Source organism: Streptomyces manipurensis (assembly GCF_049570255.1).
In the GTDB taxonomy this organism is placed as follows: Bacteria; Actinomycetota; Actinomycetes; order Streptomycetales; family Streptomycetaceae; genus Streptomyces; species Streptomyces manipurensis.
Window position 1 is genome coordinate 2,636,237 of the sequence record NZ_CP186950.1, and the last position, 23,808, is coordinate 2,660,044.

Here is a 23,808-nt window from a genome sequence, read left to right on the forward strand (position 1 = left end):
AGCGAACCATGCGGCGGCGGGCCCGCGCCGGCTTCCGGGACCCGCCGACGGGCCGGGCGCCGGGCCGCTCGTCGGCCCCGCCGCCGCATGATCCAGGAGCCGGGGACCTCCTACTCCTCGCCCTCCTCCAGGGGGCGCTTGCGCAGGAGGAGGACCACCAGGCCGCCCAGGACCACCAGACCCACCGCCAGGGAGGCGATGACCGGGGTGGCGGCGGAGCTGCCGCTGGTCGCCAGGCGTTCCTCGTCCGGGGAGGAGGTGGGCAGGGACGCGGCCCGAGTGCCGAGCGCGCTCGCCCCCGAGCCGGGCGCGGCCGCCGTCTCGGTGTCGGGCGCCGGGGCGGGCGGCCAGGCCGCGGTGGCCAGGGCGGCGGCCGCGGACTCGCTGGAGCCCGCCACGATCTGCGCCTGGGCCGGCACCCCGCTGGTGAATACCCGGCCGACCGGCACCTTGGTCGCGCCCTGCACGGTGACCGAGGCCGTCCCGTCCGGGGTGCCGGCGGGGACCTCGAAGTACAGCCGGCTGCCGTTGGCCGCGCTCGTCAGGGGCTGCCCCTCGGCGTCCACCACCCGCACGCCCATCGCGAGGGCCGCGGCGTCCGGGGTGACCGAGACGCTGCGGGCTCCGGTCCGCACGGTCACCGGACCGATCCGGGTGCCGACCGGCCCCGACACCTCGCCCGGGTCCAGCGCCAGCGAGGCGGGCGGCTCCGGCAGCTGCCCCGCCGCTCGCTGGAGGTAGTCGGCGAGCTTCTCGGCCGCCGGGTCGGCGGCCTCGACCCGTGCTCCGTCCGCCAGCCGCCAGATCGCCACCTGGGTCCCGGCCGCCGCGCTCTCAGCGGTGAGCGCGCCGGCCCCCGCCGCCTTCGCGAGTCCGGCCAGGTCGTTGAGCTGCGGGTAGGAGTGTTCCAGGACCCAGCGGATCCGGCCGGCCTGCCCGTTGCCCGCGAGCGGGCTGCCGTTCCAGCCGCCCTCGGTGTAGCGGGACTGCGGCTGGGCGTTGCCCGACACGCCGACCCCGTACGTCTGGAGCATGCCGCCGCCGTCGACCCGCATCTCGTAGAGCCCGGCGTGGATCTGGCGCACTGATCCGTCCCCGCCGCGCAGCACCGCCTGGCCGTACGTCTTCAGCCCGTCCAGCACGGCGCTCGCACCCTCGGGCACGCGGGTCGGCAGCGGTCCCGAGTCCGCGGCGGCTCTCCCCGCGGGCGCGGCGGCGGCGAGGGCCGCGGCCAGCAGCGCGGCCGCCAGCGGGCGCCGCGCGGCACCCCGGGGCCCGCCGGGGGCCTCCGCTCCGGCGGCCGCCGGAGCGGCCCCCGAGGGACCGGCGGGACCGGCATGACCCGGGGAACCGGAAGTCCCCGGAGGGCCGGCAGGAGCAGGAGAACCAGGAGCGGAGGATGCGGGAACGGCAATCGACACAGTCTTCCCCTTCGGGCCGGAGGCCCAGGTGCCCGTGAGTACCGGGGAATCCTAACCGCCTCGAACACTCAGACCACCGACGAATTCTGAGTGGCCATCAGTGGCTGATCGGTCCTGGCCACCCGGCGGAACGCGGCGGTACCGCGGTTCAGGTCGTGGCCGACGGCGGTCGCGTCGATCTCCGCGGAGAACCAGCGGTTGCCCTCGCCGTCGGGCGGGTCCTCCCGCACCCGCAGCCTCCCGTGCACCACGAGCGGCTCGCCGACCGCCACGGAACCCGCCAGGTTCACCGCGAGGGTGCGCCGCGCCCACACCGTGTAGAAGCTCGTGGTCCCGTCGGTCCACGTGTCCTTGCGCCGGTCCCAGTAGCGCGGTGTCACCGCGAACCGGAACCGCGCCGACGGGCCGTTCACCGTCTCCTTGTAGTCGACCTGCGTCGCCACGTGGCCCACCAGCGTCACCTGGGTGTCGTACATCCCGGCCGCCCTCCCCCGTCGTCCCGCGCCGCACGGACCATCCGTACGGGCTACGACCCATGCTGGCCGGACGGCCGTCGGGACGGTCCGCCCTGTGGACTACTGGCGGGTTGTGGACAACCGGCTCCCCCCTGCGGCGACCGTGGCGTACTGCTCGCGCACCTCCCGGTAGCGCAGCAGCTCCGCCGCCACGGGTTCCAGCACCCGGGCCCGCCCGCACCCGGCCGCCGCCTGCCGCAACCTCCGCTCGGCGTCCTGCCCGTACCTCCGTGCCGGGCCGCGCGCCGCGATGGAGCAGGCCCATTCCACGAGCGGACCGCCGATGATGCCCGCCACCATCAGCAGCACCGGCGGCATCAGCTTGGGCTCCAGCAGCCCGGCGATCTGCCCGACCAGCCACAGCCCGCCGAAGATCTGCAGGAGCGTCATGGCCGCCTGCGTCAGGACCGCGGCCGGCCACCACGCGGGCCGCGGCGGCCTGGTGCCGGACTGCACCTCCGCCGCCCCGAGGGTCACCGCGATCTCGTCCAGCGCCTCCGGAAGGTGCTCCGCGCCGCGTACCGCGGTCTCCCGGACCGCCTGCGCCCACGGGTCGGGCAGGCCGATGACCGCCTCGTCGGCGACGACCCGTACGGCCTGCTCCACGCGCTGGCGCGCGGTCACCTCCTCCTCGGCCGGGGCCTGGGCGGTGTTCTGCCCGCGGCCGCCGATCGCGGCCAGCGCGGCGAGTCCGGCCAGGGTGTGGGGCGCGCGCCGGTTCTCGTACCACCTCCACAGCCGCAGCCACGGGGTGCCGCAGGCCTTGCCCGCGTTGCGCCGCCAGGCCCGTTCGGCGGCGAGTCCGGCCGCGCCGGCGCCGACGGCCTCGGCGAGCCGGTCCTCGAACTGCTCGCGGGCCGCCTCGCCGATCTCCGGTCCCGGATGCCCGTCGGCGACGTACAGCGGCCGCAGGCGGACGGCGGCGCGGTCGACGTCGGCGGAGATCCGCCGGGTCGCGGCGCCCCGCTCCTGGGTGAACTGGCCGAGGACCTCGCGCAGTTCCCCGACCCCCTCGCCGGTCAGGGCGGACAGGCCGAGGACGGTGGCGCCCGGTTCGCCGTGCTCGCCGAGGGCGATGCCGTCCTCGTCGAGGAGGCGGCGCAGGTCGTCCAGGACGAGGTCGGCGGCCTCTCCGGGCAGCCGGTCCACCTGGTTGAGCACGACGAGGGTCACCTCGGCGTGTCCGGCGAGCGGGCGCAGGTAGCGCTCGTGCAGCACCGCGTCGGCGTACTTCTCCGGGTCCACGACCCACACCACGGCGTCGACCAGGGCCAGTACGCGGTCCACGTGGTCCCGGTGCGCGCCGACCGCGGAGTCCAGGTCGGGCAGGTCGACGAGGACCATCCCGCGCAGTGCCTCCGCCTCCGCGCTCTCGCGGGGCCGGCGCCGCAGCCGGCCGGGAATCTCCAGGCGGTCGAGCAGGCCGGCGGCTCCGTCGGACCAACTGCAGGCGATGGGTGCCGCGGTGGTCGGGCGGCGCAGTCCGGTCTCGGAGATCTGCACTCCGGCGAGTGAATTGAAGAGCGTGGACTTGCCGCTTCCGGTGGCTCCGGCGATGGCGACGACCGTGTGCTGGGGCGAGAGGCCGCGGCGCGCCGCGGCCTCGTCCAGGACCCGCCCGGCCTCGGCGAGGGTCTTGCCGTCGAGCCGGGTGCGGGACAGTCCGACCAGCTGGCGCAGGGCGTCGAGCCGCTGGCGCAGGGCCTGTCCCTCGGGGCTGAGCGGGGGCGCGGGCGACTTCCCGCCGTCGCTGCCCGCGCCGGAGACGGCCCGTACGAGCGCGTCGTCGCCCGCTTCGCCCGCCTGATCCGCGTCGTCCGCGTCGGCGTCCTGGCCGGTCCCGGCGACGGGGCGGGGGCGCGAGCGCGCGATGAGGCCGTCGTCCCAGCGGTCGTCGGTGCGGTCGGTCAGGGCGGTCACCGGGTCACCTCTCCTTCTGCAGTACGGACAGCGCGGCGATCAGTTCGGCCTGGGGTTCCGGGGTCACTTCGAGGGCTTCCAGCGGGGCGAGCCTGCGGTCCCGTTCGGCGCGCAGCACCTGGTCGAGGTGGTCCCCGATCAGCTCGCCGCCCCGGTCGCGCAGCCTCAGGGCGGCCTGTGCGCCGATCCGTTCGGCCAGCTTCTCGCCCGCGGGCCGCGCCCGCCTGCCGCCGAGGAGGGCGGCGGCGAGGAGGGCCGCGACCGCGTCGGCGTCGGGGGGCGGCTGCTTGTCGAGCTTGGCCACCTCCTCCTCGGCGAGTTCCTCCAGCACGCGCCGCCAGCGGCGCACGGCCACGTCGATGCGGTCGCCGGCCTCCCGGTCGGGTGCGGGCAGCGGCACGGCGCCGGAGGCCGGTTCGCGGCGCCAGGACTCGGCGATCCGCTCGTCGGCGGCGGCGACGGCGCACTGCAGGAGTGCGGAGAGGGATTCGGCGAGGGAGTCGAGGAGTTCGGCGGCGCTGGTGTCGAGGGGGTAGCCGCGCCACCGGGTCAGGGCGTCCCCGGCCAGTACGGCGCCGTTGTCGAGGCGGCCCCGGACCCGCTTGCCCTCGCGCCGGTACGCGTCCTCGACGGCCGAGGTCAGCCGTACGGCGGCGGCGTGCTGGGCGGCGACGGCGGAGGCGAGTTCGGGCATCCGGCGGCGCAGGGAGTCCAGCGCCCCATGGGCGGTGCGCCCGACGGCGTACTGGCGGGCGGCCGGGTCCTGGGCGTGGTGGGCGAGCCAGGCGTAGAGCGGGGCGACGGCGCTGGCGGGCAGCAGCCCGCCCCCGCCGGTCGATTCGGGGAGTTCGGGGACGGTGAAGCGGGGCACCTCGCCCAGGCCGGCCTTCGTGAGCAGGGCCCCGTACTGGCGGGAGACCTCGGCGAGCACCTGGTGGGGGACCCGGTCGAGGACGGTGACGAGTGTGGCCCGGTACTGCTTGGCGGTGCGCAGCAGGTGCCAGGGGACGGCGTCGGCGTACCGCGAGGCGGTGGTGACCATCACCCAGACGTCGGCGGCGCAGATGAGTTCGGCGGCCAGCGTCCGGTTCTCGACGACGAGGGAGTCGATGTCGGGGGCGTCGAGGATGGCCAGTCCGCGCGGGAGGCTGGAGACCGTCTCGATCCGCATCTCGCGGGTCTCGTGACCGCCGCGGCCGGTGCTCCGGGCGCCGGACCGACCGCGTCCCGGCCCGTGGAGCCCGTGGGCGGCGCGGCCCGCGGAGGAGGCGGGCGCCAGGTCCTCGTCCTCCTCGTGCGGCACCCAGACCCGCATCAGGTCGGGGAGCACCCGCATCCCGGCGAACCAGTGGTGGTCGTCCGGGTGGCAGACGAGCACCGGTGTGCGCGTGGTCGGGCGGAGCACGCCGGCCTCGCTGACCTGCCGGCCGACGAGGGAGTTGACGAGGGTGGACTTACCAGCCCCGGTGGACCCGCCGACGACGGCGAGCATCGGCGCCTCGGGCGCTTTCAGGCGCGGTACGAGGTAGTCGTCCAGCTGCGCCAGCAGCTCGGCCCTGGTCTGGCGGGCCCTGGGGGCGCCGGGCAGGGGCAACGGCAGACGTACGGACGCGACCCGGTCGCGCAGGGCGGACAGGGCATCGAGCAGCTGAGGCCGAACATCCAAGGTCACCACATGCGAAGAATGCCCAATTTAGGACCATTTTTGAAGCTTATACGTCCTCTGCGCGCCGACCGCGACTCCAGCGGGACAATCCAGTCACCGCGGACGAGTGGGGCGCAGGCATAACGAGTGCACAACACCAGGGGCGTCGCGGCGCAAAAGCGATGCGAGAATCGCACCTGCCTGCGATTATCGGGACCGCTTCACCGAACCTCCACATCGTGGCCCGCGAGTGAAGCAACCGGGACAAGGCGACCGGAGCCCTATCCTTGACCCGGCACGGAGCACAGCCCCACCCCCACCAGGGGCTCCAGGCCCACCACGGCCACCTTCCGGCCCCCGTAGCTCAGTGGATAGAGCAGGTGCCTTCTAAGCACTTGGCCGCAGGTTCGAGTCCTGCCGGGGGCACATCTTCTCCACCTCCCGAAGCCCTCCCCCAGCGGAGGGCTTCCGTGCAGGTCAGGGGTGTTCCGCCGAACTCCCTCCGGACGGCGCCGATATGCGGGCGGTCCGGGGCGACCGTACGGTGAGGAGGCAATGCGCCGGCGCGCCGCGCGCCGGCTCCCCCCGCACCTAAGGCGGAACGAGCATGGCCACTGCCTCCGACGCTCCCGTCCTCGAGACGCTCGCCGCGATGACGATCGATTCCATCGAGCACTGCAACATGGACCGGGAGACCCTGATCATCACCCGAATCGCCGCACTCGTGGCGATGGACGCCCCCGCCATCTCGTATATGGCCCACATGGATCCCGCCATCAAGGCCGACATGACGGTGGAAAAACTTCAGGACGTCCTGGTCGCGATCGCCCCCGTCGTCGGAACCGCGCGCGTGATGTCGGCCGCGGGCCACATCGCGCAGGCCTTCGGCGTCGCGATCGCCATGGCCGAGTCCGAGGCCGAGGCCATGGCCGCGGCCGAGTCGCGCAGCCAGGGCAGGGGCTGATCAGGAGCCGTTCCGGAACCCAACGGGGCTGCCACCGGGCCCCGTTGGCGCTCTACCGGTGGACACCGTGCGACGGCCCACCGGGGCCGTCGTACACCGTGGGAGCCCTCCCTGCGCGGAGGGCTTTCGCACGCGTCCCGTGCCTGTGCCCGTGCCCCGTGCCCGCTGTCCGTCGCCCGGGCCGACTTGCGGGTGTGCCGCGCATGGGGTTGCGTCGAAGTGTGTGCGGGCGGCCGCGCACGTGGTGCTCCTTCCCCTCCCCGGTTCGGGGGTGAACCGTCGTGCTGTTCCCCCATCGCGCGGGCGCCGGCGAACGTCTCGCCGCCGCGCTGCGGCATCTGGAGGGCGAGCGTCCCGTCGTCCTGGGCCTGCCCCGCGGGGGCGTCCCGGTGGCCTTCCGGGTGGCGCGTGCGCTCGGCGCCCCCCTCGACGTGATCGTGGTGCGCAAACTCGGCGTACCGCACCACCGGGAGCTCGGGTTCGGTGCCATCGGGGAGGGCGGCGTACGGGTCATCAGCGAGGACATCGTCCGGACCAGCCGGCTGACGCCGCAGGACCTGGAGGCCGTCGAACGCGCCGAGCAGACGGAGCTCGCCCGGCGCGCCCGGGCCTTCCGCGGGGACCGGCCGCGGGTGGCCCTGGACGGCCGGACGGTGATCGTGGTCGACGACGGGATCGCGACCGGGGCGACGGCCGCCGCTGCCTGCCAGGTCGTCCGCGCGCAGGGCGCGGCTCACGTGGTGCTGGCCGTGCCGGTGGCGCCGCCCGACGCGGTGGCCCGGCTGGGCGAGGCGGCGGACGAGGTGGTGTGCCTGTCCGCGCCGGCCGCCTTCCGGGCGGTCGGCGAGTGGTACGAGGACTTCTCCCAGACCTCAGACGAGGAGGTCGTCACCCTGCTCGCCCGCGCGGCGGCCTCGGCCAGGTCGCCGGCCTCGACCCCGGTGGAGGTGGACGCGGGCGGCACCGCGCTCGCCGGGGACCTCGCCGTGCCCGTGGGGGCCGCCGCCGTCGTGATGTTCGCCCACGGTTCCGGCAGCGGCCGCCGCAGCCCCCGCAACCGCTCGGTGGCGGCGGAGCTGAACCGGGCCGGGCTCGGCACGCTCCTCTTCGACCTGCTCACCCCCGCCGAGGAGGGTGACCGCGCCAACGTCTTCGACATCGGCACCCTCGCCGCACGGCTGACCGGGGCCACCGCCTGGCTGCGCCGCCGCGAACCGCTGGCCGTCGGCTACTTCGGGGCCAGCACCGGGGCCGCGGCCGCGCTGTGGGCCGCGTCCGCCGCCGACGCCGACATCGGCGCCGTGGTGTCCCGGGGCGGCCGCCCCGACCTCGCCGCGGGCAGGCTCGGCGGCGTACGGGCGCCCACGCTGCTCGTGGTCGGCGGCCGGGACCCGGCGGTGCTCGACCTCAACCGCCGGGCGCAGGAGGAGCTCCGCTGCGAGAACCGCCTGGACGTCGTGCCCGGGGCGACCCACCTCTTCGAGGAGCCCGGGGCGCTGGACGAGGTGGCCAGGCTCGCCAGGGACTGGTTCGTCGGCCACCTCACGCCGTAGGCCGTGTCCGCAGGCGTCCTCAGGTGTCCTCAGGGGCACGGCTCCGGCGGGCCGAGGAGGTGCCGTGCGGGGCGGACCGCGCGACGATGGGGGCATGGAACAGGTGTCCGTACGGGATGCCAGCGCCCCCGCGCGGACCGCGGCGGCCGGTGAGGGCATCAGCCGGGAGGAGCTGGCGCTCGCGGCCCGCAACCACGGCCTTCCACTGGAGGCCCTGCGCTACGAGGTCACCCCGCCCGGGCTGCACTACGTCCTGGTCCACTACGACATCCCCGCCGCCGACCCGGACGACTGGCGGCTCGCCGTCCGCGGGCTGGTCCGTGCCCCGCTGTCGCTGGACCTCGCGGCACTGCGGGCGCTGCCCTCCGTCACCCACCGCGTCACCATGGAGTGCGCGGGCAACGGCCGGGCGCTGCTGTCGCCCCGGCCGGTCAGCCAGCCGTGGCTGACCGGGGCCGTGGGCACCGCCGACTGGACCGGCGTCCCCCTGCACCTGGTCCTCGCCGAGGCGGGGGTGCGGCCGGAGGCCGTGGAGGCCGTCTTCACCGGCGCCGACCACGGCGTGGAACGCGGGGTCGAGCAGGACTACCGGCGCAGCCTTCCCGTCGGCGCCACCGGGGAGGGCTCCGGGGTGCTCCTCGCCCACACGATGAACGGCCTGCCCCTGCCGCCGCAGCACGGATCCCCCCTGCGGCTGGTCGTCCCCGGCTGGTACGGGATGGCGCACGTCAAGTGGCTGCGCGAGATCACCCTGGTCGACGCGCCGTTCACCGGCTTCCAGCAGTCCGTGGCCTACCGCTACCGGCGGGCCGACGAGGCCCCGGACTCCCCCGGTGAGCCGGTCACCCGGATCGAGCCGCGCGCGCTGATGGCCCCGCCGGGCTTCCCCGACTTCATGTCCCGCACCCGGGTCGTGCACCCGGGTCCCGTACGGCTGCACGGGCGGGCCTGGTCCGGGTACGGGCCCGTCGTACGGGTGGAGTTCAGCGGCGACGGGGGCCGCACCTGGACGGAGGCCGCGGTGGAACCGCGGGGGCCGCATCCGTGGGCCTGGCAGGCCTGGACCTGCGTGTGGGAAGCCGTACCGGGCCGGCACACGCTCAGCGTGCGCGCCACGGACGGCGAGGGCCGCACCCAGCCCCTCGAACAGCCGTGGAACCGCGGGGGTTTCGGCAACAACCTCGTCCAGCGGGCGCCCGTGCTGTGCTGCTGAGCGGGCGTCACGCTCCCCCGGCGCCCGCCCGCGTAGCGGCGGAGGCGGAGGCGGAGGCGGCGAGCAGGGTCTCGGCCGCGGCCGTACGGGCGTACAGCACACAGCGCCCCGCCCGGTGCGCACTCACCAGGCCGGCACCGCGCAGCGCGCCGAGGAACTGCGACACCGCGGGTGCCGACAGCGCGGTGCGGCGGGCGAGTTCGGCGGTGGTCGCCGGGGATTCCAGCTCGGCCAGCAGCAGGGCGCGCGACCTCCCGAGCACGGCGGCCAGGGCGTTGTTGCCGCCGTCCGCCCGCCGGACCTCCCACAGGGTGCCCGTACCGCGCGCCGGATAGGCCAGCTGCGGCGGATCGGGCGGCGTCACCCGGGTGAACGGGACCGGCCCGGTGAACACGGACGGGATCAGCAGCAGTCCGGGGCCGGCGCCGCGCCGGGACAGCGGCCGGTGCCGCCCGGACAGCCGCAGCGTGCTGTCGCCCCAGCTCACGGACGAGTGCAGGTCGTTGAAGAGGCGGCCGGCGCCGTGTTCGGCGACCTGCCGGGTGCGGTGGAAGACGTCCGCTTCGAGCACGGCGCGGATCCGGGCCCAGTAGGGGGCCAGCGCCACCTCCCAGTAGGCGGCGATCTCCTCCGTGAGGGCGGACAGGGCGTCGTCACGGCCGTCGTGGAGGGCGCGCAGCCGGGGCCCGAGGGAGCCCTGTTCGCCCGCCAGGCGGTCCAGTTCCGCGCGGATCCGCCCGAGGGGCGTCGCGCGGATCGCGGCCAGTTCCTCCTCCAGGGTGGGGGCCGGGCCGGCGGGCGCGGGGTTGAGGAAGTCGGGCACGTACCCGGTGGGCGGGACCAGTTCGGCGAGCCGGCCCCGGTCCAGGCCGGCGGCGGCCAGCCGCGGCCGCACCTGCGCGGTCCACCTGCGGTGCACGGGGTGGTCCCGGCCGGAGCGGAGCAGGCGCAGGCCGGGCCCGACCTCCCACATCGGCGAGACCGAGAACCGCATCTGGGCGAGGTCCCCCACCGAGAACGCCAGCTCCGCCCGCACCCTCGCCCCCCGGGATTCACACATGACTTAATCGTTGGCCCGGCAGCCTACCGGGCGGCCATCCTCCCGCCATGACCTCACAGACGATCACTGCGGGCGGCACCTGGACGCTCGGCGACCGCACGGTCCACCGGATCGGTTTCGGTGCCATGCGCCTCGCCCAGACCGGCGAGGCCCTCGTCGGCGACGCCGTACCCCGCGACCGCGACCGGGCCGTCGACGTCCTGCGCCGCGCCGTGGAACTCGGCGTCAACCACATCGACACCGCGGCCTTCTACTTCTCGCCGCTGCGCTCAGCCAACGAGCTGATCAACCGCGCCCTGGCCCCGTACCCGGAGGACCTCGTACTGGTCACCAAGGTGGGACCGGGCCGCGACGCCTCCGGGGAGTGGATCCCCCACGCCCGGCCGGACCAGCTGCGCGGCCAGGTCGAGGAGAACCTGCGCCAGCTCGGCCGGGACCACCTCGACGTGGTGAACCTCCGCATCGTCGGCTCCGATTCGATCGCCGAGCGCTTCGGGGCCCTGGCGGAGCTGCGGCAGGCCGGGCTCGTACGCCACCTGGGCCTGTCCAACGTGCAGCCGCACCACCTGGCGGAGGCGCAGGCCATCGCGCCGGTGGTGTGCGTGCAGAACATGTACGGCATCGGGGTACGTCCCGACCAGGACGCCTTCGTCCGCACCTGCGGCGAACAGGGCATCGCCTTCGTGCCGTTCTACGCGATCGCCGGCACCGGCCGGGAGGGGGGCGCGGACGCCGGCGGGGCGGAGCCCCCGCAGGTGTCGGCCGTGGCCCGGGAGCACGGGGTCAGCACGGCGCGGGTCCGGCTGGCCTGGACCCTCCGGCAGGGGCCGCACGTCCTCGCGATCCCCGGCACGGGCGACCCCGCCCACCTCGCCGACAACGTGGCGGCGGCCACCCTGCAGCTGACCCAGGACGACCTGACCCGCCTGTCCGCGGCGCACCGGGGGCAGTCACCCCGCTAGTGCTGTGGCCGGAGGGTTTTCGGGGCGCGGTGAACTTCTGCGGTCACCGCACTAGGAGATGCCGAGGAGGCGGACGGCCTGGTAGTAGGTCCAGGCGGTGCCCTCGCAGGAGGTGCGGCGCTTGCCCGGGTACGGGGCGCAGACCGCCTTCATGTCCGCGTGGAAGGCCAGGTCGAGGCGTGCCTTGGCGGCGGGGAAGAGGCCTGCCGCACGGTGGTTGCGGTAGCCGAAGTCGTGGCGGGCGCAGGCCATGGCGAAGGGGAAGCCGAAGGGGTTGTCCGGGGAGGAGGTGCAGTAGTCCGTCGACCAGTCGAAGGCGTACGCAGCCCAGGCGTCGCGGTGTGCGCGGGCGTCGGCCCAGGCGTCGCGGCTGGCGGCGTCGGGCTGTGTCCAGCGGCTCAGCACCTGCGGCTTGTCGGCGGGGACCGCGGGCGCGGCCCAGGCCGTGGGGGCGAGCGCGAGCACGGCGGTGGCCGCGGTGGTCGCGAGGGCGGGAAGGAGGCGGCGACGGCGCATGGGGTCCTCGGAGGGGGGCGGGGATGGGACTTGGGCGGGGACGGGGCCGGAACGGATCACTCCGGCCAACGGCGCGGACCGGCGTGCGGTTACTGCGCGTTGCGCTTCCCTGACCCGCACCCCTCCCAGGTATGACGCCGTGTGGGACCTGCGGCGCACGCCTGGTTCGTTCTGAGGAGGGACGCGCCCGGAGGGTGCGGCGGCCGAGAATGGTGGGCATGAACCGCCGTCCGCTCGTCATCGCCGCCGCCACCGTGGGAGTGCTCGCCACGGCCGCCTTCGCGCTGCCCAACCTCCCGCCCAACCCCGTGACCGACACGATCGACCACAAGGTCTACAAGGAGAAGGGCAGGCGCTTCGCCACGGCCGCCGACGCGCCGGTACGGGCCGAGGCGGCGTTCGCGCTCCCGTCGTGGATACCCAGGGACGCGACGGACGTCCGCATACGGGTGCGCACGACGGGCGAGGCCCGGCTGATCCGGTTCACCCTGGGCGAGACCCCGCTGGACGGCCCGCAGTGCACCGCGGGCACGCCGAAGAAGCTCGGCGATCCGGAGCTGCACGCCAAGTGGTGGCCGGGAGCGCTGCGGGCCGGGGTGCGCTCCGAGTGCCGTGACGTCCACCAGTACCAGGTGGCCGTGCGCGGCAAGCGGGTCTACGCCTGGACCGACGGCACCAGGTCCCCGGGCGCCCCCGCGCAGCCGGCCGCCCACACGCCCCGGACGCCGCAGGCACCGCGCACGACGGGCTGACCTCTCGCGGCGATGCCCGGCAACTGTGCGGTGGCCGCAGGTGGTTGCGCGGTGGGCAGTCGGGGGGACGGAGGAGGACCGGAGGGGTCCGCGGCGGACGGACGCGTCGTGCCCGGCTTCGGCTCGGAACGGGGCGGGCGCGCACTATCGTGACCGCCATGGACATCCGACGGGCCCTCACCACCGCCGAACTGTCGGCCGCAGAAGCCCTCTTCGACGGGCCTGCCCGCGAGGAGTGGTCCGAGCGCTTCCTCGCGGCGCCCGGACACCTGATGCTCATCGCCTACGTGGACGGCGTCCCGGCCGGGATGGTCTCCGGCGTCGAGATGAGCCATCCCGACAAGGGCACGGAGATGTGCCTGTACGAGCTGTCCGTGGACGAGGGGTACCGGCGGCGCGGCATCGGCCGCGCGCTGACGCTGGCGCTCGCGGAGGAGGCGAAGGCGCGCGGCTGCTACGGCATGTGGGTGGGGGTCGACACGGACAACGAGGCGGCCCTGGCCACGTACGACTCCTCGGGCGCGCGCGACGAGGGCGTGTTCACCATGCGCGGCTGGCCCCTCGAACCCTGACCCCGAGCCTGCCCCGACCCCTGGGGCCGGGGCGCCCACGGGCCGGGCGGGCGCGGGTAACCCGAGGCCGGGGCGCGGCTCCGGCTCTCCCCCGCGCCCCCGCGACCCTGGCCGGAGGGCGGTTCGCTCGGGGGGCGGCGTGTCGTGGGGCCAGTCGGCGCACCCTCCGCGCGGGCCGCGCACCGCTCGCCGAGCATCGGCCGCATGACCCCCATCGCCCCGCTGCTCCCCGCCGCCGCGCTCCTCGCCGTCGCCGCCACGGCCACGGCCGCACCGCCGCGCTCCGAAGCGCCCCTCGCCCCTTACGTCGTCGTCCTCAAGGACACCGCCTCGCGCGTGCCGACCCGTGCCCTGGTCGCCGAGGTGACGGCGGCCGGAGACCGGGTCCTGCACATGTACGAGGCCGCGCTGGACGGGTTCGCCGTGCGTACCACCGCCGCGCGGGCAGCCGCGCTGGCCGCCGACCCCCGGGTGGCCTCCGTGGAGCCGGACGCCGAGTTCCGCATCGCCCCCGCGGCGCCCGTTGCGCCCGACGCCCCCGACGCCCCGGCGGCGCAGGCGGCCGCTCCCTGGGGGCTGGACCGGATCGACCAGCGCGAACTGCCGCTGGACGGCTCGTACACGTACGCCACGAAGGCCGAGGGCGTGACCGTCTACGTCCTCGACACCGGGATCAACACCGGCCACCGCGAGTTCGGCGGCCGGGCCCGCAACGGCTACAACGCGGTGCGGACGGAGGGCTCCCGCGACTGCAACGGCCACGGGACGCACGTCGCGGGGACCGTGGGCGGGGAGACGTACGGGGTCGCGAAGGGCGTCTCCCTCGTGGCCGTCAAGGTGGCCGACTGCCGCGGCTCCGGGAGGGTGTCCGGGATGGTCAAGGGCCTCGACTGGATGATCAAGGACGCCGGCCGGAACCCCGCCACTCCGGCGGTGGCCAACCTGAGCATGGGCGGCAGCCGCAGCCGCGCCCTGGACGCCGCGGTGCGCCGGGCCGTCGCCTCCGGGATCACCTTCACCGCGGCCGCCGGGAACGGCGGCAAGGACGCCTGCAAGGGGTCCCCGGCCGCCGTCCCGCAGGCCCTCACCGTCGCCGCGACGGATGCCGCGGACGGGCGGGCCCGGTTCTCCAACCACGGCCGCTGCGTGGACCTCTCGGCGCCGGGGGTGGCCGTCACCTCCGCCGGGAAGGACTCCGCCAGCGCCACCGCCCGGGCCTCCGGCACCTCGATGGCCGCCCCGCACGTGGCGGGGGCCGCCGCGCTGCTGCTGGCGCGCGGCGCCGCCCGGACACCGGCGCAGGTGTCCGAGGCGCTGCGGCAGGCTGCCGTCCCGGACCGGATCACCGGACTCCCGGCCGGCACCGCGAACCTGCTGCTGCACACCTCGCCGACGGCCCACCGCTGATCCCGGCCGCCCCCACAGCCCCCACCGCCCCCACCGCCCCGCCGATCGCCACCCGTGCCACCCGTGCACCGGCCCGACCGGTCGGTACCGGGTGGCTCATCAGACCGTCCCTGATGGGCCATCAATTTGTGTGTGCTTCGGGCGAAAGCAAGTCATTGACTTCTCATCACCGCGACGCGTCAATGTCGGCCACCGCACCGGCTCGGCCTCCCCCACACAGCGGGTGGGGGGAGGGGTTCGTCATGACGAAGGAGTCGCGACCCAGTGAGTACGAGAACGCTCAGACGAAGAGTGCTGGCCGGGGCCGGGGCCCTCTCCCTGGCCCTGACGGGCGGAGTGATGGGCCTGGCGGGCTCCGCGCAGGCCGCGACCAAGACCACGACCGTCTTCGAGAACTGCGACGCCCCGGCGCCCCAGCCGGACGGCTCGGGCAACCAGAACTGGACGGTCACCCTGCCCGACGGAGCCAAGGCCGGCGACGTCGTCCCGATCACGATCGACCCGGGCGCGAGCCCGCTGATCCCCGGGTTCTCCGTCACCACGGTGAACACCACCAAGCTCACCCTGAAGGTCGGTGCCACCACCCAGACGGTCACCAGCCCGCCGGAGACCGTGTCGGTCGTCGCCGGCCAGCCGCTCGACCCGAAGCCGTTCTCCGGGACGATCAGGATCCCGGACGGTACGGAGGGCACCTCGGTCGGCGTCGCGCTGGACCTGGCGGTGACCGACGCGGACCTCTCCGGTTCGGTCTTCACCACCACCTGCACCCCGGCGCCGCGTCCGAGCGCCTCGCTCGGCTCGGTCGCGGTCGAGGCCCTGCCCAAGGATCCGGTGACCACGAGGCTGACGCCCAACAGCGGTGCGGCGGGCACCGCGGTCGTCGTCAACGGCGCCAACTTCGCCGCCGGTCCGGTGACCTGTTCCGCGCTGCTCGCCGGGACGGCGACCGGTGACACCGGCACCGGCACGGCGGACGCCTCCGGCGCCGCCACCTGCAACATCACCGTCACCAAGAAGGCCGACGCGATCCGGATCGACGGTTCGGTCACCCCGTACAAGTCCTTCGTGTTCATGGAGGACCAGCCCGGGGTGAAGAACCCGGTCGACGTCGAGGTCCTGCCCGGGCCGCTGGCCCTCGGGCCGAAGGACGGCCAGCCGGCCGTCAGCTTCGGCTCGGTCACCATCAACGGCAAGGCCCAGTCGGTGGTCGGCGTCTTCAACGCCGCGACCGTCCAGGACTTCCGCGGCGGCTCCCTCGGCTGGGACGTGACGGCGACGCGCACGCCGTTCGTGAACCAGGCGACCGGCCACTCGATGGCGAAGGCGCAGATCGGCATCCAGCCGTCCTGCACCGTGACCAACCCCGACAGCCCGAGCACCTGCACCGCGGGCACGCCCGGCGCGATCACCGACGTCCCGATGAAGGTGGCCTCCCAGGCCGCCGGGGGCGACGAGCTGACCGGCGGTGAGTTCGCCGTCGGCGGCGCCGGGATGATCCAGCTCCCGCCGTTCATGTTCGCGGACACCTACCAGTCGGTCGTGACCTTCTCGATCGCCTGACCCGTACGGCCGCTCCTCCCCGGGTGGTGCGGCGCTCCGGCGCCGCACCACCCCTTCCCCTTTCCGCGCCCGACTGGAGACCGCCCATGCGCACCCGCAGCAGCAGCCTGGCCCGCACCGGCACCGGCACCCACGCCTCCCCCTCCGCTCTGCTCCTCGGGCTGCTGCTCCTGGGCGCGGTCCTGCTGCCGGCCGGGCGGGCGGCCGCGGCCGACAACGGCACGTGGGGGGTGTTCCCGACGCCCGCCGCCGGCGCGGCCACGACCGACCGCGCGTACTTCTTCCACCAGGGCGCGGCCGGCACCACCCTGCGCGACAGCGTCACCGTCCTGAACTCCTCCGACCGGGAGCTGACGTTCCGGGTCTTCGCCACCGACGCGGTGAACACGCCCGCGGGCGGCGCGTTCGCCCTGCTGCCGGTGGAGGCGAAACCGAAGGACGTGGGGGCGTGGATCGCGCTGGAGGCCGGGCCGGACGCCACCGTCACCGTGCCCGCGAAGGGCCGCAAGGACCTCCCGTTCACCGTGACGGTCCCCGCGGACGCGACGCCCGGCGACCACGTGGGCGGGATCGTCGCCCTCGGCACGACCGTGGAGGGGGTGCAGCGCGAGGGCAAGGTCCAGGTCGGGGTGAAGCGGTCGGTGGGGGCCCGCGTCTACTTCCGGGTCCCGGGGCCCGTCACCGCGGGCCTGAGCGTGGAGGACGTACGCGTCAGCCGGTCGGCGCCGCTGCTGCCGTGGGTGGGCGACGCCCGTGCGACCGTCTCGTACACGCTGGTCAACCGGGGCAACGTGGTCGTCGAGCCGAAGGTGGCGGTGTCGGCGGAGGGGCTCTTCGGCCGTCGTGTCCTGGACCGGCCGGACCGTGATCTGCGGCTGTCCCTGCTGCCGGGCCAGCGGATCGAGCTGACCGAACCGTGGCCGGACGCACCCCAGTCGGACCGGGTGACCGTCCGGGTCAGGGCGGGCGCCGCGGCCCACCCCGATCTGGTCTCCGTGGCCGGGACGGACTTCGTGGCCGTGCCCTGGCCGGCCGTGGGCCTGCTCCTGGTCCTGACGGGCGCGGGCGCCGGCTGGGTGGTACTGCGGCGGCGCCGCCCCGTCGAGGGCGAACAGCACGAGCCCCTGGCGGACTTGGCTGGAACCCGCTGACCGGCGACAGTGTCCCCGGGTGACGGTATTCGGCCATCACCGTCGCGAGGGGGAGGCTCCTGCAATGGAACAACGGCACGGCGACGCGGCCAAGGGCACGGGACTGCTGTCCCGCATCGAACGGGCCCTGGGCACCGGCACCGCGGCCTACCTCCCCGGCGCAGGCTGGATCCGGCTGACGCTCCCGCTCGACGACGGCGGCCCGGCGCCCGTCACGGTGGACGTGGTCGCGGACACCGCGCGGGCCCCGCAGGGGATCGTCTACCTGCTGCCGGGCGGCGGGCTGAACTTCGCTGCCGACTTCTTCACCCCCGGCGGCCCCGGTGGGCACCACCTCGCGCACACCCTGCGCCGCCGGGGTTTCCTCGTCGTCGGGGTCACGCCCCGCGAGGACGCCGCCGCCGCTGCCGACATCACGGCCGACCGGGGGCTGGAGGCGTACCGCCGGGACCTGTCGGGGGTGGTGCGCGCGCTGGACTCGCTGCTGGAGCTGCCGTACACGTACGCCGGACACTCCGCCGGAGCCCTCCTGGCCCTGGACGCGGCCTCGCACGACACCTGCCCGCGGCTGCGCCGGGTGGTGGCCCTGGACACGACCGGGCCGTACACGGGTGAGCTCGCCGAGCGGGCCGCCGCGACCCGGGACGCGTACGCCACGCAGCTCGCGCAGGGCGTCACCACCGTCGATCCGGGGCTCGCGGCCGTGGTCGCGAAGGCGGTCGCCGACCCGGACGGGGTCTCCGCGGCGCCCTGGCCGCCGGACCCCTCGCTCCGTTTCACCCACGCGGGGCTCGCGCACTTCGCGCTGGTCCGCACGGCGTCGCTCCCGGGGCCGGCGAACTGGATCTACGTCCGGGGCCACGCCGCGGGCAGCCACTCCTTCGGCTCCTCGCCCGCCGAGGACCGGTTCACCCTGGCCCACACCCCGCTGCCCGTCTGGCACGCGGCCACCTCGGCCCTCGGCAGCGGGCTGGTGCCGACCGCGCTGATGCGTGATCTCGCCGCGGTCTGGGCGGGCGACGGCGAGCTGTACGCGATCGCCTGGGACCGGATCCGGGCCGAGGTGGCCTGGGTCAACACCGAGCTGGGGCGGGGCGACCACCCGCGCGGCGCCGAGCTGATCCGGGAGGGCGGCAACGACCGCGTCTCCTTCGGCGTGGTCCCCGGCTACGGCCACGGTGACGCGGTCTGGGGGAGCCGGGCCGCGGCGGACGTCTGGTCGAGGTTCTGAAGCCTGCCTCGGCCCCTGCCCCGGAACGGAACCGGCCCCCGCGGCGAGGTGCGCGGGGGCCGGTCGGTACGGAGGGGCGAAGGCCCCCGGGGGCCGGGGGGCCCGGTCGGTCAGTGGTTGCGCGGGAAGCCCAGGTCCACGCCGAGGTGGCCCTCGGACGGGTCCGGCCAGCGGGTCGTGACGACCTTGCCGCGGGTGTAGAAGTGCACGCCGTCGTTGCCGTAGACGTGGTGGTCGCCGAAGAGCGAGTCCTTCCAGCCGCCGAAGGAGTGGTAGCCCACCGGCACCGGGATCGGGACGTTGACGCCGACCATGCCCGCCTCGATCTCCAGCTGGAAGCGGCGGGCGGCGCCGCCGTCACGGGTGAAGATCGCGGTGCCGTTGCCGAACGGCGAGGCGTTGATGAGGGCCACGCCCTCCTCGTAGGTCTCCGCGCGCAGGACGCACAGCACCGGGCCGAAGATCTCGTCGCGGTAGGCGTCGGAGTCGGTGCGCACGTGGTCGAGGAGGGACAGGCCGATCCAGTGGCCGTTCTCGTTGCCCTCGACGGTGTAGCCGGTGCCGTCCAGGACCACGTCGGCGCCCTGGGCGGCCGCGCCCTTGACGTACGAGGCGACCTTGTCGCGGTGGGCCGCGGTGATCAGCGGACCCATCTCGGAGGCCGGGTCGTTGCCGGGGCCGATCTTGATCTTCTCGGCGCGCTCGCGGATCTTCTCGACCAGCTCGTCGCCGATGGCGCCGACGGCCACCACCGCGGAGATGGCCATGCAGCGCTCGCCCGCGGAACCGTAGGCGGCGGAGACCGCCGCGTCGGCGGCCGCGTCCAGGTCGGCGTCGGGCAGCACCAGCATGTGGTTCTTGGCGCCGCCGAGCGCCTGCACGCGCTTGCCGTTGGCGGAGGCGGTGGTGTGGATGTGGCGGGCGATCGGGGTGGAGCCGACGAAGGAGACGGCCGCGATGTCGGGGTGGGCGAGCAGCGCGTCGACGGCGGCCTTGTCGCCGTGGACGACGTTCAGCACACCGGCCGGCAGTCCGGCTTCGGCGGCCAGCTCGGCGAGCTTGTTGGCGGCCGACGGGTCCTTCTCGCTCGGCTTGAGGATGAAGGTGTTGCCGCAGGCCACGGCCAGCGGGAACATCCACATCGGGACCATCGCGGGGAAGTTGAACGGGGTGATGCCCGCGACCACGCCCAGCGGCTGGCGGATGGCGGCCACGTCGACCCGGTTGGAGACGGAGGTCGACAGCTCGCCCTTGAGCTGGGTGGTGATGCCGCAGGCCAGCTCGACGATCTCCAGGCCGCGGGCGACCTCGCCCAGCGCGTCCGAGTGGACCTTGCCGTGCTCGGCGGTGATCAGCTCGGCGATGGCGTCGCGGTGGGCGTCCAGCAGCGCCCGGTAGGCGAAGAGGACCTTGGTGCGGGCGGCCAGCGAGGACTGCCCCCAGGTCTGGAAGGCCTCCTTCGCGACGCGTACCGCGGCGTCGACCTCCTCGGCCGAGGCGAGCGCGACCTGCGTGGTGACCTCGCCGGTGGCCGGGTCGGTGACCGGGCCGTAGTTGCCCGACGCGCCCTCGACGGTCTTGCCACCGATCCAGTGGTTGACGGTCTTCATGCCTATTGCTCCTTCACAGATGGCGACGTCGCTGCGCGGCTTGCCGGTCGTACTCTTCACGGGCCTCGGCCGCCGCCTTGCGGGTCGCGGTCTCGGCCACAGGAACATCCCACCACGCCTGTGCCGGGGGCGGGCCCGACACAGTGTCGGGCGTTCGGGTCTGTACGTAGACACATGTGGGAACGGTCGCCGCACGCGCCGCCGCGAGGGCTTCTCGCAGGTCACGCGTGGTGCGGGCGCGGATCACGGCCATGCCGAGGGAGGCCGCGTTGGCCGCGAGGTCCACCGGAAGGGGGTCCCCGGTGTACGTCCCGTCGGGTGCCCGGAAGCGGTAGCCGGTGGCGAAGCCCTCCGCGCCGACCGCCCCCGACAGCCCGCCGATGGAGGCGTAGCCGTGGTTGTCGAGGACGACCACCTTGATCGGGACGCCCTCCTGGACGGCCGTGACGATCTCGGTGGGGTTCATCAGGTACGTCCCGTCGCCCACCAGCGCCCACACCGGCCGGCCGGGGTCGGCCAGCGCGACGCCGATCGCCGCCGGGATCTCGTAGCCCATGCAGGAGTAGCCGTACTCGACGTGGTACTGGTCGGCGGAGCGGGCGCGCCACAGCTTGTGCAGGTCCCCCGGGAGGGATCCGGCCGCGTTGACCAGGACGTCGCTGCCGTCGACCAGGGCGTCGAGCAGCCCGAGGACCTGCGTCTGGGTGGGCGGGAGGTCCTCGTCGGCGCCGGAGACGGCATAGGCCCGGTCGACGCGCGCCTCCCAGTGCCGCCACTCCTGCCGGTACGCGGTCTCGTACGCGGGGTCCGCGCGGTGCCCGGCCAGCGCCTCCCGGAGCGCGTCGAGGCCCTCGCGGGCGTCGGCGACCAGCGGGCGGGCGGCGAGTTTGTGGGCGTCGTACGGGTCCAGGTTCAGGCCGACGAACCGGACGGCGGGATGCCGGAAGAGGGTCGCCGAAGCGGTGGTGAAGTCGGTCAGCCTGGTGCCGGCGGCGATGACGAGGTCGGCCTCCCGGGCCAGCGCGTCGGCGGTGGCGGTGCCGGTGTGCCCGATCCCGCCGACGTCGGCGGGGTGGCCGTACGGGAGCACTCCCTTGCCCGCCTGGGTGACGGCGACCGGGATCCCGGTGGCCTCGGCGAACGCGGCGAGGGAGGCTTCGGCCCCGCTGTGCCGGATCCCGCCGCCGGCGACGATCAGGGGGCGGGCGGAGCCCCGTACGGCGTCGGCGGCCGCGGCGAGCTCGGCGCGGTCGGGCCGCGGGCGCCGCACCCCCCACACGCGCTCGGCGAAGAACTCCTCGGGCCAGTCGTACGCCTCCGCCTGGACGTCCTGGGGCAGGGCGAGGGTGACGGCGCCGGTCTGCACGGGGTCGGTGAGCACCCGCATGGCCTGGAGGGCGGCCGGGACCAGCGCCTCGGGGCGGGTGATCCGGTCGAAGTGGCGGGAGACCGGGCGGAGGGCGTCGTTGACGGAGAGGTCCCCGGCGTAGGGCACTTCGAGCTGCTGGAGCACGGGGTCGGCCGGGCGGGTGGCGAAGGTGTCGCCGGGCAGCAGCAGCACGGGGATGCGGTTGACGGTGGCGAGGGCGGCGCCGGTGACGAGGTTGGTGGCGCCCGGCCCGATGGAGGTGGTGACGGCGTGCGCGGAGAGCCGGCCGCTCTGGCGGGCGTAGCCGACGGCGGCGTGCACCATGGCCTGTTCGTTGCGGCCCTGGAGGAAGGGCATGGCGCCGGTCCCGTCCCGGCCGGTCTCCAGCAGGGCCTGCCCAATCCCGGCGACGTTGCCGTGTCCGAAGATCCCCCAGGTGGCGGCGACGAGCCGACGGCGCCGCCCGTCGCGTTCGGTGTACTGGGCGGCGAGGAAGCGGACGAGGGCCTGGGCGACGGTGAGCCTCATCGGGGGTCCTCCGCTGCGGTGGTGGGGAAGGGCAGCCGGGGGTCGACGGCCTGGTCCCGCCAGGTGCCGCGGATCCAGCCGTGGTCGGGGTGGTCGCGGATCAGCCACTCCCGGGTCTCGCCGGGGCCCGCCATGACGTTCAGGTAGTACATGTCGTGTCCGGGGGCGGCGATGGACGGGCCGTGCCAGCCGTCCGGGATCAGCACGGCGTCGCCGGTCCGCACCTCGGCCAGGACGTCGGTCTTCCCGGCCGGGGAGGGGCTGACCCGGTGGTAGCCGAAGCCGGGGGTGTCCCCGTGCGGGGCGATCTCGAACCAGTAGATCTCCTCCAGGCGGGATTCCTCGCCGGGGTGGTTCTCGTCGTGCTTGTGCGGCGGGTGGGAGGACCAGTTGCCGCCGGGGGTGAGCACCTCGACGGCGATCAGCCGGTCGCAGTCGAAGCCGTCCGGGCCGGCGGCGGCGAAGTTGTTGACCTGCCGTGAGCAGGTGCCCGCGCCGCGCAGTTCGACGGCCACGCCGGCGGCCGGGCCGTACCGGGCCGGCAGCCTCGCCGTGCACCGCGCCCCGGCGAGTGCGAACCGGCCGCCCGCCGCGGAGCGGATCTCCGCGTGCGCGTCGCGCGGCACGTAGGCGAAGTCGGTCGGCCCGCCGAAGACCCCGCTCCGCCCCCGCAGCTCGAACACCTGCGGTCCGTTGCCGGGCCCTGCCCCCACCCGTGCCCCGCGCGCCGGCGGGGCCGGTTCCGCGTCCGGGGCGGCTTCCCGGCAGCGGACCTCGCACCCGCCCGACAGCGGGAGCACGATCCATTCGCACTCCCCCGACGGGAACGCGTACGTCTCCCCCGGTTCCAGCGCGAGCACCCGCAGCCGGGTCCACTCCATCTCCCACTCAGACAGCACCGGCACGGCCCAGCACCTCCTCCACCTCGTCCGGGAACGGCATCGCGCTCGAACACTCCAGTCTCGACGCCACGATGGCCCCCGCCGCGTTGGCGTACCGCACGACGCGCCCCAACTCCCACCCGGACAGCAGACCGTGGCAGAGCGCGCCGCCGAACGCGTCACCCGCCCCGAGTCCGTTGACCACGTCGACGGCGACGGGCGCGGCCTCCGCCACCGTCCCGTCGCGGTGGACCGCGAGCACGCCCTCGGGCCCCCGTTTGACCACCGCGAGCTCGACCCCGGCGGCGAGCAGGGCGCGCGCCGCCGCGTGCGGTTCGGACTCGCCCGTGGCGATCTCGCACTCCTCGACGTTGCCGACGGCCACCGTCGCCCCGGCGAGCGCCCGTTCGTAGTGGGGCCCCGGCTTCTCCCGCCACAGCATGGGCCGCCAGTCCAGGTCGAAGACCGTGGTCCCGGCCCGGCCCCGGGCCTCCAGGGCGGCCAGCGTCGCCGCCCGCGAGGGCTCCTGGCTCAGGCCGGTGCCCGTCATCCAGAACACGCGGGCCGCCCGTACGGCGTCCAGGTCCACCTCGTCCGCCGCGATCTCCAGGTCGGGGGCCTTCGGCAGCCGGTAGAAGTACAGGGGGAAGCGGTCGGGCGGGAAGATCTCGCAGAAGGTGACCGGGGTGGGGTGGGCGGCGACCTCCGTCACCCAGCGCCCGTCCACCCCGAACCGGTCCAGCTGCGTGCGCAGGTAGGCCCCGAAGGGGTCCGCGCCGGTCCGGCTGACCAGGGCGACCCGCCGTCCCAGGCGGGCTGCGGCGACGGCCACGTTGGCCGCGGAGCCGCCGAGGAACTTGCCGAAGGTCTCCGCCTCGGCCAGTGGTACGCCGGTCGTCAGCGGGTAGAGATCCACCCCGATCCGGCCCATCGTGATCAGGTCGAACGCGAACGGATCACCGGTCACAGTCAGTCCTT

The 23,808-nt window shown here is 75.1% G+C and carries 20 protein-coding genes and 1 tRNA gene; 11 read left to right on the top strand and 10 right to left on the bottom strand.

Annotated elements, in window-relative coordinates; translation table 11 throughout:
* Positions 1–110: 110 nt before the first annotated feature.
* The 4 genes from ACPU2J_RS12095 to ACPU2J_RS12110 all read right to left on the bottom strand — a co-directional run bounded on the left by ACPU2J_RS12095 (position 111) and on the right by ACPU2J_RS12110 (position 5,522).
* The gene (locus ACPU2J_RS12095) at positions 111–1,142 is read right to left on the bottom strand and encodes a thioester domain-containing protein (RefSeq protein WP_423833229.1); all 1,032 of its coding nucleotides are present in this window, start codon (positions 1,140–1,142) and stop codon (positions 111–113) included.
* Between the two features lie 347 nt (positions 1,143–1,489).
* Positions 1,490–1,897 carry a single-stranded DNA-binding protein gene (locus ACPU2J_RS12100; RefSeq protein WP_423833230.1) on the bottom strand — a complete coding sequence of 136 codons (408 nt, stop codon included), beginning with the start codon at positions 1,895–1,897 and terminating at the stop codon, positions 1,490–1,492.
* 99 nt (positions 1,898–1,996) lie between these two features.
* Positions 1,997–3,856, bottom strand: a complete 1,860-nt coding sequence (locus ACPU2J_RS12105; protein WP_420080769.1) for a GTPase — start codon at positions 3,854–3,856, stop codon at positions 1,997–1,999.
* Between the two features lie 4 nt (positions 3,857–3,860).
* Complete coding sequence (locus ACPU2J_RS12110; protein WP_420080768.1) at positions 3,861–5,522, bottom strand: dynamin family protein; 1,662 nt, start codon at positions 5,520–5,522, stop codon at positions 3,861–3,863.
* Positions 5,523–5,854: 332 nt separating this feature from the next.
* Here ACPU2J_RS12110 and ACPU2J_RS12115 point away from each other — a divergent pair.
* The 4 genes from ACPU2J_RS12115 to ACPU2J_RS12130 all read left to right on the top strand — a co-directional run bounded on the left by ACPU2J_RS12115 (position 5,855) and on the right by ACPU2J_RS12130 (position 9,231).
* Positions 5,855–5,927, top strand: a tRNA-Arg gene (locus ACPU2J_RS12115).
* Positions 5,928–6,108: 181 nt separating this feature from the next.
* Entirely contained in the window at positions 6,109–6,465 is a 357-nt protein-coding gene (locus tag ACPU2J_RS12120) for a carboxymuconolactone decarboxylase (RefSeq protein WP_420080767.1), read from the top strand.
* A 281-nt stretch (positions 6,466–6,746) separates the two neighbouring features.
* Positions 6,747–8,018 (top strand): phosphoribosyltransferase family protein, encoded by a 1,272-nt coding sequence (locus tag ACPU2J_RS12125; protein ID WP_420080766.1) that lies wholly within the window; start codon positions 6,747–6,749, stop codon positions 8,016–8,018.
* 94 nt (positions 8,019–8,112) lie between these two features.
* Complete coding sequence (locus ACPU2J_RS12130; protein ID WP_423833231.1) at positions 8,113–9,231, top strand: sulfite oxidase; 1,119 nt, start codon at positions 8,113–8,115, stop codon at positions 9,229–9,231.
* A gap of 7 nt (positions 9,232–9,238) precedes the next feature.
* Here the strand turns inward: ACPU2J_RS12130 and ACPU2J_RS12135 are convergent, their stop codons facing one another.
* On the bottom strand, positions 9,239–10,291 hold the full coding sequence (locus tag ACPU2J_RS12135) for an ArsR family transcriptional regulator (protein WP_423833232.1): 1,053 nt from the start codon (positions 10,289–10,291) through the stop codon (positions 9,239–9,241).
* Between the two features lie 47 nt (positions 10,292–10,338).
* Here ACPU2J_RS12135 and ACPU2J_RS12140 point away from each other — a divergent pair, with 47 nt between their 5' ends.
* Entirely contained in the window at positions 10,339–11,253 is a 915-nt protein-coding gene (locus ACPU2J_RS12140; RefSeq protein WP_423833233.1) for an oxidoreductase, read from the top strand.
* A gap of 51 nt (positions 11,254–11,304) precedes the next feature.
* On the opposite strand, the gene ACPU2J_RS12145 is transcribed toward ACPU2J_RS12140, so the two are convergent.
* Positions 11,305–11,769: a phospholipase gene (locus ACPU2J_RS12145; protein WP_420080762.1), complete on the bottom strand. Its 465-nt coding sequence runs from the start codon at positions 11,767–11,769 to the stop codon at positions 11,305–11,307.
* 218 nt (positions 11,770–11,987) lie between these two features.
* Between ACPU2J_RS12145 and ACPU2J_RS12150 the strand changes: the two genes are divergently transcribed.
* From ACPU2J_RS12150 to ACPU2J_RS12175, 6 genes are all read left to right on the top strand, one after another.
* Positions 11,988–12,521, top strand: coding sequence for a hypothetical protein (locus ACPU2J_RS12150; RefSeq protein WP_420080761.1), 534 nt, complete (start codon positions 11,988–11,990; stop codon positions 12,519–12,521).
* A 44-nt stretch (positions 12,522–12,565) separates the two neighbouring features.
* A complete protein-coding gene (locus ACPU2J_RS12155; protein WP_423833234.1) occupies positions 12,566–13,093 on the top strand; it encodes an N-acetyltransferase family protein in 528 nt (175 codons plus the stop codon).
* A gap of 204 nt (positions 13,094–13,297) precedes the next feature.
* Positions 13,298–14,500, top strand: coding sequence for a S8 family peptidase (locus ACPU2J_RS12160; RefSeq protein ID WP_420080759.1), 1,203 nt, complete (start codon positions 13,298–13,300; stop codon positions 14,498–14,500).
* 264 nt (positions 14,501–14,764) lie between these two features.
* Positions 14,765–16,060 (top strand): hypothetical protein, encoded by a 1,296-nt coding sequence (locus tag ACPU2J_RS12165; RefSeq protein ID WP_361592186.1) that lies wholly within the window; start codon positions 14,765–14,767, stop codon positions 16,058–16,060.
* 86 nt (positions 16,061–16,146) lie between these two features.
* Positions 16,147–17,211 (top strand): WxL protein peptidoglycan domain-containing protein, encoded by a 1,065-nt coding sequence (locus ACPU2J_RS12170; protein ID WP_420080758.1) that lies wholly within the window; start codon positions 16,147–16,149, stop codon positions 17,209–17,211.
* Between the two features lie 64 nt (positions 17,212–17,275).
* Positions 17,276–18,442, top strand: a complete 1,167-nt coding sequence (locus ACPU2J_RS12175; protein ID WP_423833235.1) for a hypothetical protein — start codon at positions 17,276–17,278, stop codon at positions 18,440–18,442.
* Between the two features lie 110 nt (positions 18,443–18,552).
* On the opposite strand, the gene ACPU2J_RS12180 is transcribed toward ACPU2J_RS12175, so the two are convergent.
* Genes ACPU2J_RS12180 through iolC form a run of 4 tightly spaced genes read right to left on the bottom strand, consistent with a single transcriptional unit; the run spans position 18,553 to position 23,797 of the window.
* Positions 18,553–20,052, bottom strand: a complete 1,500-nt coding sequence (locus tag ACPU2J_RS12180; RefSeq protein ID WP_423833236.1) for a CoA-acylating methylmalonate-semialdehyde dehydrogenase — start codon at positions 20,050–20,052, stop codon at positions 18,553–18,555.
* Between the two features lie 13 nt (positions 20,053–20,065).
* Positions 20,066–21,949: a 3D-(3,5/4)-trihydroxycyclohexane-1,2-dione acylhydrolase (decyclizing) gene (gene iolD, locus ACPU2J_RS12185; protein WP_420080755.1), complete on the bottom strand. Its 1,884-nt coding sequence runs from the start codon at positions 21,947–21,949 to the stop codon at positions 20,066–20,068.
* On the bottom strand, positions 21,946–22,830 hold the full coding sequence (gene iolB, locus ACPU2J_RS12190) for a 5-deoxy-glucuronate isomerase (protein WP_423834955.1): 885 nt from the start codon (positions 22,828–22,830) through the stop codon (positions 21,946–21,948). The genes iolD and iolB overlap by 4 nt, the downstream gene beginning before the upstream one ends.
* A gap of 7 nt (positions 22,831–22,837) precedes the next feature.
* On the bottom strand, positions 22,838–23,797 hold the full coding sequence (gene iolC, locus ACPU2J_RS12195) for a 5-dehydro-2-deoxygluconokinase (protein WP_420080754.1): 960 nt from the start codon (positions 23,795–23,797) through the stop codon (positions 22,838–22,840).
* Positions 23,798–23,808: the final 11 nt, after the last annotated feature.